This window comes from Streptomyces sp. NPDC057694 (assembly GCF_042799415.1).
In the GTDB taxonomy this organism is placed as follows: Bacteria; Actinomycetota; Actinomycetes; order Streptomycetales; family Streptomycetaceae; genus Streptomyces.
The window spans coordinates 102,340-115,092 of the sequence record NZ_JBHVIX010000020.1 but is presented as its reverse complement, the minus strand read 5'-3'; the positions used below and the strand labels follow the sequence as shown (position 1 = coordinate 115,092).

Annotated in this window: 11 protein-coding genes; 7 read left to right on the top strand and 4 right to left on the bottom strand. The window is 71.8% G+C overall.

The genetic code is table 11. The annotated features are described in order from the left end of the window. Window positions 1–438 precede the first annotated feature (438 nt). Window positions 439–663 (top strand): I78 family peptidase inhibitor, encoded by a 225-nt coding sequence (locus tag ACFVDP_RS32580; RefSeq protein WP_383497646.1) that lies wholly within the window; start codon window positions 439–441, stop codon window positions 661–663. Window positions 664–781: 118 nt separating this feature from the next. Here the strand turns inward: ACFVDP_RS32580 and ACFVDP_RS32575 are convergent, their stop codons facing one another. Further along, entirely contained in the window at window positions 782–1,759 is a 978-nt protein-coding gene (locus tag ACFVDP_RS32575; RefSeq protein WP_383497644.1) for a phosphatase PAP2 family protein, read from the bottom strand. A gap of 237 nt (window positions 1,760–1,996) precedes the next feature. Next, window positions 1,997–3,136, bottom strand: coding sequence for a hypothetical protein (locus tag ACFVDP_RS32570; RefSeq protein ID WP_383497642.1), 1,140 nt, complete (start codon window positions 3,134–3,136; stop codon window positions 1,997–1,999). A 247-nt stretch (window positions 3,137–3,383) separates the two neighbouring features. On the opposite strand from ACFVDP_RS32570, the gene ACFVDP_RS32565 reads away from it, so the two are divergent. After that, window positions 3,384–4,997, top strand: a complete 1,614-nt coding sequence (locus ACFVDP_RS32565) for an MFS transporter (protein WP_383497640.1) — start codon at window positions 3,384–3,386, stop codon at window positions 4,995–4,997. A gap of 80 nt (window positions 4,998–5,077) precedes the next feature. On the opposite strand, the gene ACFVDP_RS32560 is transcribed toward ACFVDP_RS32565, so the two are convergent. Next, window positions 5,078–5,524, bottom strand: coding sequence for a cell division protein SepF (locus tag ACFVDP_RS32560; protein ID WP_383497638.1), 447 nt, complete (start codon window positions 5,522–5,524; stop codon window positions 5,078–5,080). 367 nt (window positions 5,525–5,891) lie between these two features. On the opposite strand from ACFVDP_RS32560, the gene ACFVDP_RS32555 reads away from it, so the two are divergent. The 5 genes from ACFVDP_RS32555 to ACFVDP_RS32535 all read left to right on the top strand — a co-directional run bounded on the left by ACFVDP_RS32555 (window position 5,892) and on the right by ACFVDP_RS32535 (window position 11,123). After that, the gene (locus tag ACFVDP_RS32555; protein ID WP_383497636.1) at window positions 5,892–7,199 is read left to right on the top strand and encodes a DUF5685 family protein; all 1,308 of its coding nucleotides are present in this window, start codon (window positions 5,892–5,894) and stop codon (window positions 7,197–7,199) included. Between the two features lie 196 nt (window positions 7,200–7,395). Further along, window positions 7,396–9,765 (top strand): nitrate- and nitrite sensing domain-containing protein, encoded by a 2,370-nt coding sequence (locus tag ACFVDP_RS32550; RefSeq protein ID WP_383497634.1) that lies wholly within the window; start codon window positions 7,396–7,398, stop codon window positions 9,763–9,765. After that, window positions 9,762–10,190 carry a roadblock/LC7 domain-containing protein gene (locus ACFVDP_RS32545; RefSeq protein ID WP_383497632.1) on the top strand — a complete coding sequence of 143 codons (429 nt, stop codon included), beginning with the start codon at window positions 9,762–9,764 and terminating at the stop codon, window positions 10,188–10,190. The genes ACFVDP_RS32550 and ACFVDP_RS32545 overlap by 4 nt, the downstream gene beginning before the upstream one ends. After that, window positions 10,187–10,543 (top strand): DUF742 domain-containing protein, encoded by a 357-nt coding sequence (locus ACFVDP_RS32540; protein ID WP_383497630.1) that lies wholly within the window; start codon window positions 10,187–10,189, stop codon window positions 10,541–10,543. Before ACFVDP_RS32545 ends, ACFVDP_RS32540 begins: the two co-directional genes overlap by 4 nt. Continuing rightward, window positions 10,527–11,123: an ATP/GTP-binding protein gene (locus tag ACFVDP_RS32535; RefSeq protein ID WP_383497628.1), complete on the top strand. Its 597-nt coding sequence runs from the start codon at window positions 10,527–10,529 to the stop codon at window positions 11,121–11,123. The genes ACFVDP_RS32540 and ACFVDP_RS32535 overlap by 17 nt, the downstream gene beginning before the upstream one ends. A 290-nt stretch (window positions 11,124–11,413) precedes the next feature. Here the strand turns inward: ACFVDP_RS32535 and ACFVDP_RS32530 are convergent, their stop codons facing one another. Next, window positions 11,414–12,352 (bottom strand): ABC transporter substrate-binding protein, encoded by a 939-nt coding sequence (locus ACFVDP_RS32530; protein WP_383497626.1) that lies wholly within the window; start codon window positions 12,350–12,352, stop codon window positions 11,414–11,416. Window positions 12,353–12,753: the final 401 nt, after the last annotated feature.

The window sequence follows — 12,753 nt, the reverse complement described above, 5'->3', positions numbered from 1 at the left end:
CTCGCCGCGCGCGCCCGGGCTTGCTTCGAACGCACGCCATGATGCTCGCGCCGCCACCCCCGCGACAGAGGGCGTGCCCCGGTTTCTGGCATGGACAGGCAATTGTCGGACAGCCTCAACTCGCCCGTGTCGCCACGGGATTCGGAATACGGAAGGAATGGCCGCGGGGGCCTCGTGACAATTACCTCCGGGCGGGCGCCGCGCCCATTGTGCGGGGATCCGGAATTCCGTGTACCGGGGGCGCTTCCCGGCCCGTGGCGAGGGCGCGTAAGAAGTGCGTAAGAACTAAGGAACCCCTCGAACGTGTGAGGAAGTCCGACGGAAACTCGGCGTCGCGATTCGTCGTGATCTTGTGACGGAAGCGTGACAGTAGGACAGTCCGACGGGGGCATTCGGGCGGGCCTGGCGTCGCCCGTTCACACGGCCTACGGTGGCGGTATGGCAGCCACGCAGGGATCTCAGCCCCCACCCCCGGACTCCCAGGACACCCCCGACGGCTACGTCGGTCTGGACGCCGAGCACGCCGAGCGGCAGGCCCACGACCGGGGCTGGTCGACCGTGCGGCAGTTGCCGCCGGGCGCGATCGTCACCATGGAGTACCGCGCGGGCCGGCTGAACTTCGAGGTCAGGGACGGCACGGTGACGCGCTGCTGGAAGGGGTGATCCCCGACGGGCCGCGCGTGCGCGAAGGGCCCCGGAGCCAGACGGCTCCGGGGCCCTTCGTCGTGCGGGGTGGTTGTGCGTACCGGCCCCGCTGTTCTGGGTGACCCGCCGGGCGGGGCTAGGCCCGCTGCGGGTCCGCTGTGCCGGCCCGCGCCGATCCGCGTGCGCCCGCGGGGCGTCTGCTGCCCGCCGGGGTGGTCGGAGTGCGCTCGCCGCGTGGCGTGTGCGGGCCCTGGGGGAGCAGCGCCGAGGGGCGGCTCCCCGGCCGGTTCGGCGTGCCGACCGGCTCGCGGGTGCGGGCCGGGACGGGGGCCGGAAGCGGCTCGGCGCTGCGGCGGCCGGGCCGCAAGCGGTCGCGCACCGCGAGGATCCGGGCCTCGGCCTTGGCGACCAGCGGCTCGCACCAGGGCAGCGCGAGCAGGATCAGCAGGCCCGCGGCCCAGCCCAGGAGCACGTCGCTCAGCCAGTGCGTACCGAGGTAGACGGTGGTCAGGCCGACGCTGAGGGAGATCACCGCGGAGACCGCGGACAGCCAGCGGCGGGCCCGCGGGGTGGAGGCGAGGTAGGCGAGGATGCCCCACGTCACCACCGCGTTCGCGGTGTGGCCCGAGGGGAATATGTCGCCGCCCTGCCACATCTCGTTCGAGCCGATCATGGTGGCGTAGTGCGGGCCCGCGCGGCCCATGCCGTACTTGGCGGCGCCCACCGTCGCGTTGAGCAGCAGCAGGGCGGTGCCGAACATCAGCAGGGGGCGCAGCGTGTGCTGGCGCCACGAGCGCCAGCCCAGCCAGGCCGTCACCATCACGGCCGTCGGGCCGCGCTGGCCGAGCACGACCCAGTAGTCGAGGAACGCGTGGATCTCCGGCCACTGCTGGTAGGGCCGGAAGAACATGACCTGCCAGTCGAACGCGACCAGCCAGGACGTGACCAGCACGGCCACCACGATCGCGAGGTAGAAGGACAGGGTCAGCCCGAAGAGCACGACACGGTGCCGGCTCATGCGGGGCATGCCCACATGCGCCGGCCGTTCGGGCTCGCGGTCGAGCCGGGCGAAGACCCGCTCGACCCGGCGGGTCAGGTTTGGTTCGGTACGCACCCAATCGACGCTACAGCGGGTGCGCGGGCGACCGGCTCGAAACAGGGGCTTTGTGATGACGATGTGATGTGGGATTGATCTCAGCACGGGGTTTATTCCCGCGAATCCGATTACCGGAGAGCGCTGTTCCCGCGAATTCGGTGATCGTTCAATCGAGCCCGTTTTAGTTCGCTTTTGAATACGTTCACCGCGTGCTGGCACGGAATTCTCCGTCCGGTCAGAGGCGGGCGGGGCCGGTCACGGCGGCCCCGAGCCGTTCAGCCAGAACGCCCCGTACCCGGCCGAGATCAGCGCGAGCCCGCCCAGTACCCACACCGCCGCGGCTCGGCGGGTGCGCCACCGGGCCAGGGCCACCGCCGCCGGCAGCAGCAGCGGGAACGCGGGCAGCATCAGTCGAGGCTTGGATCCGAAGTACCCCGAGGAACACAGGGCAAGCGCGAGCACGATCCCCGTGTAGACGAGCAGCGGCACAGGCTGCCCCTGTCGCACCCCGGTCACGTACAGCCACAGGACGAGCGCGACCCCGACGATCAGCCCGGCCCCCGCGAGCGCCCCGGGCAGCGAGGTGAACTTGTCGCCGACGAACCGGGCGAAGGCGAGACCGCCGTCGAAGCCGTTGCCCCACTGCCCCTGGACGTCGAGATAGCCGAAGAGCCCGCCGCCGGTGCGGTGCCCGACCCACAGCACGTACGAGGCCGCGCCCACCGGCGCGAGCAGCACCCCGGCCACGAGCCGCCACGGCGCCCGCCGCTCCCGCCGCACCCACAGCGCGGCCGCCACCCAGACCGCCGCCACGACGGCCGCGCCGATCGGCCGGGTCAGCCCGGCCAGCGAGGCGAGCAGCCCGGCGGTCACCCAGTGGCGCCGCAGGACCGCGTACAGTCCCCACGCCGCGAGCGCCGTGAAAAGGGCCTCGCTGTACGCCATCGACGCCACGATCCCGATCGGCAGCGCGCCCCAGAGCACCGCGAGGCAGACCCCGGCCCGATGACCGGAGACCCGGGCCCCGACCGCGTAGATCCCCCACGCCGCCGCCAGCGAGGCGAGCCAGCTCACGACCATGCCCGCCGCGCCGTACGAGAGCGGGGTGAGCGCCGAGACCAGCCGTTCCAGCCACGGCAGCAGCGGGAAGAAGGCGAGGTTCGAGTGGACGCTCCCGTCGGGCAGCGTCACCGACCAGCCGTAGCCGTGCTCGGCGACCCGCGTGTACCAGAGCGAGTCCCAGCGGGCGGTCAGCAGCGTCACCCAGCTCTTGCCCTCGGCGGCGCTCCACAGCGCCAGCGCGAGCACACCGAGGGCGCGCACGGCCGCGTACCCCAGGAGGGCGGGGGCCGCCCGCCGCAGCACGGGCCGGTCTTGTCGATCATCGTCCGTCACGGCCCCGATTATCGGCGGTCGCCTCCCGTGCTCCGGACGACACCCGTCCCGCGCGAGTGGCGCACGCCACACGCGTGAGCCCGTTACGTGAGAGACCCGCCACCTCTGACCGGCTCGAACTCGCGTACTCTGACGGCTCACTCGCCCATCGCCGCGGGGTCGGGAGCTGACTTCTCCCGACCGAAGACCGAGGGACATCCCCAGCCCCCGGATCCGCCGAGCGCGAGGACCACTGGGAGGTACGCACATGTCCGGGACGAGCACGGCCACCGGGCGGCTGCGCGGACTGCTCGCCGCGACGCGCGCCCGCACCAATCGCTGGGTCGTCCTCGTCGTCCTGTGCACGAGCCTGCTCCTGGTCGCACTCGACTCGACCATCCTCTACGTCGCCCTGCCCTCGGTCACCGAGGACCTCAGGCCCACCTCGGTCGAGCTGCTGTGGATCGGCGACGCCTACCCCCTGGTCTGCGCCTCCCTGCTGATCCTCTTCGGCACGCTGGGCGACAGGGTCGGCCGCCGGAAGATCCTGCTGCTCGGGTACGCGCTGTTCGGCGCGGCCTCCGCGCTCGCCGTCTTCTCCGACACCGCCCAGGTGCTCATCGCGGCCCGCGCCCTGCTCGGCATCGGCGGCGCGATGATCATGCCCGCGACGCTGTCGATCCTGCGGGACGTCTTCCCCGACCGGCACGAGCGGGCCGTCGCCATCGGCGTGTGGACCGCGGTCGCCGCCGTCGGCGCCGCCACCGGACCGGTGCTCGGCGGCTTCCTCGTCGAGCACTACTGGTGGGGCTCCGTCTTCCTCATCAACATCCCGCTGATGGCCGTCATGCTGCCGCTGTGCCGGGTCCTGGTGCCCGAGTCCAAGGGGCGCTCGGACGGGCCGTGGGACCTGGCCGGGGCGCTGCTCGCGGCGCTCGGCGTCCTCGGTGTCGTGTACGGCATCAAGGAATGGGGCACCGAGCGGGATCTGCTCGCCCCGGAGGCGGCGCTGCCGTTCCTGGCCGGAGTCGTGCTCCTGGTGCTGTTCGTGCGGCGCCAGCGGCGCCGCGAGCATCCGCTCATCGACATGCGGCTGTTCGCGCGGGCCGCGTTCTCGACGTCCGTCGGCTGCATCGTCATCGCCATGCTGGCGCTGGTCGGCCTGGAACTGATCGCCGTCCAGTACCTCCAGCTGGTGCTTGAGCTCAGCCCGCTGGAGACCGGCCTGCGGATGCTGCCGCTGACCTTCGCCGCGATGGCCGCGGGGGTGCTCGGCTCGGCCAATCTGCGCCGGTTCGGGCCGCGCGGCATGGTGGCGTCCGGCTTCGCGCTGACCGCCTGCGCGGTACTGCTGCTCTGCCTGATGGGCCAGGAGGACCGGCCCTGGCTGCTCAGCTTCGGCTTCATACTGCTCGGCTTCGGCTTCCAGAGCACGCTGTTCGGGGCCTACGAGTCGATGCTCACCGAGGCACCGGCCGACGACGCCGGAGGCGCCGCCGCCATCGGCGAGACCTCGTACCAACTGGGCGCGGGGATGGGCATCGCACTGCTCGGCTCGGTGATGAACGCCGCGTACGCGCCCGGCCTCGGCCATGTCACCGGCGTGTCCGCGGCGACGAGCGGGGCCGCGGGGCACTCGCTGGGGGAGGCGTACCAGATCGCCGGCGATCTGGGCGGCACGGCGGGCGCGGCACTGCGCGGCGCCGCGCGGGCCGCCTTCGTGCACGGGCTGCACGTGACCCTGATCGTCAGCGCCGTGCTGCTGTTCCTCGGCGCGCTCGCCGCCCTGTGGCTGCCGCGCCGGATGGAGTGCGAGGAGGCACCGGCGTCCGAGGTCGCCGCCCCGCGCAGGCCGTCCCGCGCCGAGTCACCGGTCGTCTGAGAGCGACTGCTGTGGCCGACCGGTCGTCCGAGGCCGTCTGACCGTGGGTGGGCGGGGCTGCGGCACCGCCCACCCGACGGTCAGCTCTGGTTGAAGAAACCGTCCTGCTGAACCTTGGCCTCCCGTCCCGACACGATCTGCGTGTCCGCGGGGGTCAGCAGGAACACCCGGGTCGCGACCCGGTCGATCGAGCCGCGCAGACCGAAGATGAGCCCCGCCGCGAAGTCGACGACGCGCTTGGCGTCGGCGGGCTCCATGGCCGTGAGGTTCATGATGACCGGGACCCCGTCCCGGAACATCTCCCCGATCCGGCGCGCGTCGCGGAAGCTGTCCGGGGTCACGGTGCCGATCCGCCGGCCCTCTTCCTCGGCCTGATCCTCGGCGACCTTCACGCGCGGGTCGGTGACCCAGGCGGCGCCGGCCGCAGGGGGCTCCGGCCCCTCGTCGTAGTCGTCGTCGTAGTAACGCTCGTCATCGTTGTCGTCGACGAGGCCAAGCCAGGCACTCGCCTTGCGCACCGATCCCATGGACGCCTCCTCTCACCGCGGTTCCTCTGCGTTCCGCATGTCCTGCATCCCCATGTTCATCCATGATGCGGATGCCGCGCCAAGTGGATAGTCGCCGCGCGGGGTTTTCGTGACGGTACTGGTGCAGAGTCAACACGGTGTTGCCCCGGCGTTCCCAAGGGCTGTACGGGCCCGAGCTGCTGACGGTGAGTGAAATATGATTCTTCGCGGCGTTTGGGTGATCAGAGGTGCGTACGGGTGAACGAGAAGCCGCACGGGGGCTCGATACGATGCCGTCGTTCACGGTCACTTGGGCTGCGGCGCGTCGTGCGGACGGAGTTGACGGCCCCAGTTGACGCTTCGTCATCCGGCGCACGGGGGAGTCGCCTTGTTCGGGATCGTCAGGCCCTGCAGTCATCGGCTCGGGGAGCATCTCAAGACCCAGTGGATGGCCCATCTGTGCGGCCTCTGTCTGGCACTGCGCGGCGATCACGGGCAGTTCGCCCGGGTCGTCACGAACTATGACGGTTTGCTGATATCGGTTCTGACGGAGGCTCAGGCCGAGCGGCCCGGCGGCGCCGGAGCCTGGCGGCGCCAGGCCGGGCCCTGTCCGCTGCGCGGGATGCGGACCGCGTCCGTCGCCCAGGGCGAGGGGGCCCGGCTCGCCGCCGCCGTCTCCCTGGTGCTGGCCGCGGCGAAGGTGCGCGACCACGTCGACGACCGGGACGGGGTCTTCGCCCGCCGGCCGGTCGCCCTCGCCGCCCGCAGGGTCGCGGCGAGCTGGGGCCGGGCCGGCGCACGCACCGGGTCCGACGTCGGGTTCGACACCGCGGTGCTGCTCGACGCGGTCGAGCGGCAGGTCGGCATCGAGGCGCTGGCCGGGCCCGGCACCGCCCTGCTGACGGTCACCGAACCGACCGAGACCGCGACCGCCGCCGCGTTCGCCCACACCGCCCGGCTCGCCGGACGGCCGCACAACGCCGAACCGCTCGCCGAGGCGGGCCGGCTCTTCGGACGGCTCGCGCATCTCCTGGACGCCGTGGAGGACCTGGCCGAGGACGCCGCGACCGGCGCGTGGAACCCCCTGGCCGCGACCGGCACCGGCCTGGCCGAGGCCCGCCGGCTCGCCGACGACGCCGTGCACGGGATCCGGCTCGCCCTGCGCGAGGTCGACTTCGTGGACGGCAAGCTGGCGCACCTGCTCCTCGCACACGAGGTGGGGCGCTCGGTGGACCGGGTGTTCGGGGTGACGGGGACCTGCACGCACACCGGGTCCGCGTCCGCGTCCGCGTCGGGAGGCCGGGACGGGCAGGGCGGCTGGGTGCCGACCGGGGCGCCCGGCAGTCCGTACGCGCCGACGGGATCGGGCGCGTACGAGCCCGGCAGCCCCTATGGGTCCAACAATCCTTACGGAGGCGGGAACCCTGGTGGCCCCGGTGGCCCGGGCGGGCCCGGTGGCTTCGGCGGGGGGCCGTCGTTCCCGCCGCCCAAGCCCGGCAAGCGCGGGCTCGTCGCGGGGTGCGCGGTGGCGATCGGGCTCTGCTGCACCTGCAAGGTGTGCTGCGCCGACGAGTTCGAGGGCCCGTGGTCGCGCAAGAAGCGGGAGGGCTGTTGCAGCAACTGCGACTGTCCCGACTGCTCCTGCTGCGAGGCCTGTGAGTGCTGCGAATGCTGCTCGTGCTGTGACTGCGGTTAGTGAAGTGCTGGCCCTGTATACGGAGGCGCGGGGGCCGGACCGCCGCGGCGGGTTCACCTGCGCGCCTTCGACGGTCCTGTTACCACGGCGTAAAACAAGCAGATGATCCGGTGACCGTTGTCTGAGAGGGGTCGTTGGCCGGGCGCAGAAGCAGCGTTTCTGCCCCGTCAACTCGCCCTCTCCATAAGGCACTTCAGTGGACCTCCTGTCGACCGTTCAGTTCAAGAAGGCTTTCTCCCGATCCAGAACGAGCACGACCATCCGTACCCGGCTGTTGCGCATCCTCGGACTCGCGCTCGCCGTGCTCCTCGCCCTCCTCGGCGTCTTCGCCGCCGAGCAGATCTCCGGCTACCGCGGAGCCTCCGCCACCGCCGACAACGCGCGCCTGGAGGTCACCCTCCAGGGGCTCGTCCACGAGCTCCAGAAGGAGCGCGGGCTCACCACCGGATACGTCGGCGGCGTCAAGCAGTTCGCCGCCAAGCTGCCCGCCCAGCGCAAGGCCACCGACACCGCCCGCACCGCGCTGGAGGACGCCCTCGCGCACCGCGAGGGATCCGGCGCGGCACGCGACGCGCTCGGGCGGCTCGGCGGACTCGCCGGGATCCGCACCGCCGCGGACGACGGCTCCGGGCAGGTGAAGGCGACCTTCGACTACTTCACCGGCACCATCGCCCAGTTCGCCAAGGCCGGCCGCGGCTTCGGCGACGTCGACGACGCGCGGCTGCGCGACGCCTACCAGTCGCTCCAGGTCCTCGGCACCGCCAAGGAGTACCTGGGGCAGGAGCGTGCCATCGTGCTCGGCTCCGTCCGGGCCGGCGGCCGCTTCCGCGGGGACGACTTCAGCCGCTTCATGGAGATCAGGTCGGGCCGGCTGGCCGCGCTGACCTCCTTCCCGCGCACCGCGACCGCGGCGCAGCAGCGACGCCTCGACACCGCCCTCGCGACGCCCGACGCCGAGCGTGCCCTCGGGTACGAGTCGGTGGCCGTGCACGGCGCGGGACGGCTCGCCGCCGCCGACATCCCGCCCATGACCTGGTGGGACACGATGACGTCGACCATCAACGGCCTGCGGGACGTCCAGATCTCCATCGGCAGCGACGTCGAGTCGCGCGCCGCCGATCTGGAGAGCTCCGCCCAGCGCGATCTGCTGCTCTTCGTACTGCTGGCGCTCGCCGTCATGGGCGCCCTGGCCGCGCTCGCCCGCGACTGCGTACGATCCGTGTCCGCGCCGCTCAGCGGACTCGCCCAGGAGGCCCGCGAGGTCGCCGGGGTGCGACTGCCGCGGGCCGTCGCCGATGTGCAGTCCGCCGCCGGGGGCGAGGCTCCCGCGCCGCCCGCGCCGCTCGGGCTCGACGCCCGCGCCGGGGCCGAGGTGCGCGAGGTGGCCGACGCGTTCGACCGGGTGCAGCGCGCCGCCTTCGACCTCGCCACCGAGCAGGCCGTGCTGCGCAGGAACGCCACCGAGTCGCTGGTCAGCCTCGGCCGCCGCAACCAGAACCTGGTGCGCCGGCAGATCGGCTTCATCAACAAGCTGGAGCACGAGGACGCCGACCCCGACACCCTCGCCAACCTCTTCGAACTCGACCATCTGGCCACCCGTATGCGCCGCAACGCCGAATCCCTGCTCGTGCTCGCGGGCGAGTCGAGCCCCCGGACCTGGGCGACCCCGCTGTCCGTCAACGACGTCCTGCGTGCCTCGCTCTCCGAGGTGGAGGAGTACCGCCGCGTCACCCTGCGCCGGGTCGAGCCCGCGCAGGTGTCCGGCTCCGTCGTCGCCGAACTCGCCCACCTGCTCGCCGAGCTGGTGGAGAACGCGCTGAGCTTCTCGCCGCCGGACTCCGACGTGGAGATCGAGGGGCGGCGCACCAGCGCCGGGTACCTCATCGCGATCGTCGACCACGGGCTCGGCATGGACACCCAGGCGCTCGCCGAGGCCAACGTACGGCTCTCCGGTACCGCCAGCTTCATGGCCGAACCCACCCGGTTCCTCGGCCACTTCGTGGTCGGCGCCCTCGCCCGCAAGTGCGGCATCGAGGTCCGGCTCGGGGAGGCGCCCGCCGCCGGTGTCGTGGCCCGGGTCCTGATCCCCTCCGCGCTGCTCACCGAGGCGGAGCCGACCGCCGCCAAGGGCCTGACGGGCCAGGGGGAGACCCCGAAGGAGCGGCTGGTGAAGGCCGCCGCGGCCAAGCCGGTCACGGCCGCCGGGACCGGCCGCGGCGAGGCCGTGCTGCCCGCCCCGCGCCGCGAACAGGTCGTGGCCGCGGCCGCGTCGCCGAGGCCCTCCTCCTCCGCCGCCTCCTCGGCGGCCCGCACCCGCAACGGGCTCGTCAAGCGCCCCCAGCGCAGCGCCATCGCGCGGGCCGTGAACGAGGCGGACGCGCCCACCAGGCCCGCACCCGAGGGGCCCGCCGTCGAGCGCGGCCCCGAGGACGTCTCCGGAATGCTGTCCGGGCTGCGCAGCGCCCATATGCGCGGCTCCATCAGCGTGGAGCGGGAACGGGCCGCCCAGGAAGCCGCCCTGGAGAGCACCCGGCAGGACACCAGCGAAGGGCAGGGCGACAAGTGACCACCGTCGACACGCGGGGCGACTCGCAGACGTTCAACTGGCTGCTGGCCAACTTCGTCCGCAACACCGACGGCGTGCGCGACGCCGTCGCGGTCTCGTCGGACGGGCTGCTCATCGCCGTGTCCGAGGGGCTCGGCCGGACCGAGGCCGACCATCTGGCCGCCATCGTCTCCGGGCTCTCCAGCCTCGCGCGCAGCGCCTCCAAGCGGTACAGCTTCGACGGCGTGAAACTCATCATGATCGAGATGGGGCGCGGCTTCCTGCTGGTCTCCGCGATCAGGGACGGCAGCTGCCTCGGGGTGCTCGCCGACAGCAGTGGTGAACTCGGGCTCGTGGGGTACGAGATGGCGGTGCTCGCCGAGCGCGCCGGAGACCTGCTCAACCCGACGCTCATCGCCGATCTGCGGGAGACGCTGCCGCGATGAGCGAGCCCAGCGAACCCGGCGACTCGTCGGAAGCCTTCGTGCGTCCCTTCATCATCACCGGCGGACGGGTGCGGCCCGCCCAGGCCGACCTGCGCCTCGAGACCCTCGTGGTCGCGGTGGGCGCCCCGGACGGCGGCGCCGCGCCGCTCGCCTTCGAGCACCAGCGGATCGTGGCGATCTGTCAGGAGCCGACCACCGTCGCCCATGTGGCCGAGGCCATCGGGGTGCCGCTCGGAGTCGCCAAGGTGCTCATCGCCGACCTCGTCGTGGGCGGCAGGCTGTCGTGTTCGCAACCCGCGGAGCTGCCGCTCCACACCCTCGAAAGGATCAGGGACCATGTCAGGGCGCTCTGAACGCATCGCCCCGCTGGCCGTGAAGATCGTGGTCAGTGGTGGGCTCGGGGTCGGCAAGACGACCTTCATCGGGGCCGTCTCGGAGATCGAGCCGCTCGACACCGAGGCGGCGATCACCCAAGTCTCGGTGGGTGTCGACTCGTTGGCCGGTGTCGAGGGCAAGACGACCACGACGGTCGCCCTCGACTTCGGGCGTATCACGCTCGATCCGACGCTCGCGCTGTATCTGTTCGGCACGCCCGGGCAGGACCGGTTCTCGTTCCTCTGGGACGACCTGGTGGAGGGCGCGCTCGGTACGGTCGTGCTCGTCGACACGCGGCGCATCGAGGACTGTTTCCCCGCGCTGGACTACTTCGAGGCGCACGGGGCGCCGTTCGTTCTCGCCGTGAACCGGTTCGAGGGGTCGGACCGGTTCGAACTCGGGGAGATCCGGGAGGCGTTGGGGGTCGGTGACGGTGTCCCGGTCGTCGAGTGCGATGCGCGGGCGCGCGGGTCTGTACGGGACGTTCTCGGGGCGCTGATGGACCAGGTCATCGGGGTTCGGGTGCGGGGGCGACGGGGGGTTTTGGCGGCCCGGTGATCTGAGGTCCGTTGTCGGGTGCCGGTCGCGTCGTGGCTGGTCGCGCAGTTCCCCGCGCCCCTGGGGCCGTTGTCGGCTGACGGCCGGTGGCCGCTTCTCGCGCAGTTCCCCGCGCCCCTGGGGCCGTTGTCGGCTGACGGCCGGTGGCCGCTTCTCGCGCAGTTCCCCGCGCCCCTGGGTGCGAGCTTCGCTCGCCCAGGGGCAGGGGGAGGCGCGCGTAGCGCAGCCTTCAGGGGCGCGGGGAACTGCGCGACCAGCCCCCACCGGGCCGCAGACGGGTACGAGACCGGTCAGTCCTTGATCTCCGGCGGGGAGATCTGGGACTTGCTGATCGACGACTCCGACGTACCCCACTTGGCCAGGATCTTCCGGTAAGTCCCGTCCGCGATCAACCGGTTCACCGCGGAGCGGAACGCGGGGGCCAGTGCCGTGCCCTTCTTGAAGGCGAAACCGACGTCCAGCCGGTGGAACTCGTTCAGGAAGCGCAGCCCCTCCTGATGCGCCACCCCGTACCGCAGCCCGTTGATGGTGCTCATCACCACATCGCTGCGCCCCTGCTGGAGCGAGGACCAGACCGCACTCGGCTCCGCGTACGTCTTCACGTCGTACGGCTTCTTGCCGGCCTTCTCGCACAGGCCCTTGTTCTCCTCCAGCGTCGTCTCGAAGGTGGTGCCGGCGCCGGTCGCCACGTTCAGGCCGCACAGCTGGGTCAGGTCGGTGACCTTCTTCAGGTCGCTGTCCTTGCGGACGGCGAAGCCCTGGCCGTCGTTGATGTACGTGACGAAGTCGATGGTCTTCCGGCGTTCGTCGGTGACGCCGAAGTTCCCGGTGCCGAGGTCGTACTTGCCGCTGTCGAGGGCCGGGAGGATCGCCTCGAAGCTCGCGACCTGCTGGTCGAGCTTGATGCCGAGGACCTTGGCGACCGCGTTCGCGAAGTCGACGTCCTGCCCGACGATGGTCTTCCCGTCGGGCAGATAGGTGGAGTTGGGGGGAGTGCCGCCCACGCTCACGGCGATCTTGAGGCTGCCGCTCTTGCGGACGGACGCCGGGAGGAGCTTCGCCGACGCGGGATCCTTCGCGACGGACGACACCACGTCCTTCGTCGGGATCTTGTCGGTGGCGGCCGCGGGCGCCGCGTCGTCCGCCGCGTCACCGGAGCCGCAGGCGGTCAGGCCGAGGGCGGCGACGGTGATCAGCGCGAACGTGGAGGCATGGGTGGAGGAGCGCATGGCGAGGAGTTCTGCCCTTCGGTGGCAACGCGAATGACGACACAGGGCGACGCAGGGGAAACCGCTGAACGAGGGGAGGGTGCAGCAGGGTGAAGGCGCGTACGGGGACGCGGGAATGCGTTGAGGTACGGCGAGAACGCCGGCGACCTGAGAAAAAGAGGAAGAGAGAAGTGCGACGCGCTCAGAGGCGTCTGAAGGGCATCAACAGGACGCGGACCACACTCGACCGAAGTCGATGTGGGAGCGCGTGACCAGCCACTGCTGCGGATGCATGGGCATTAGTGGAACAGGCATCCGGTTCCGCGTCAACTCACTTGAGACGCCCGGCTCACAGTCTGGACAGCCTTGACAGACCGCGTGACAGGCCCCGTACTCTCGGTGCGGGACCGCTGCTGAGGGGC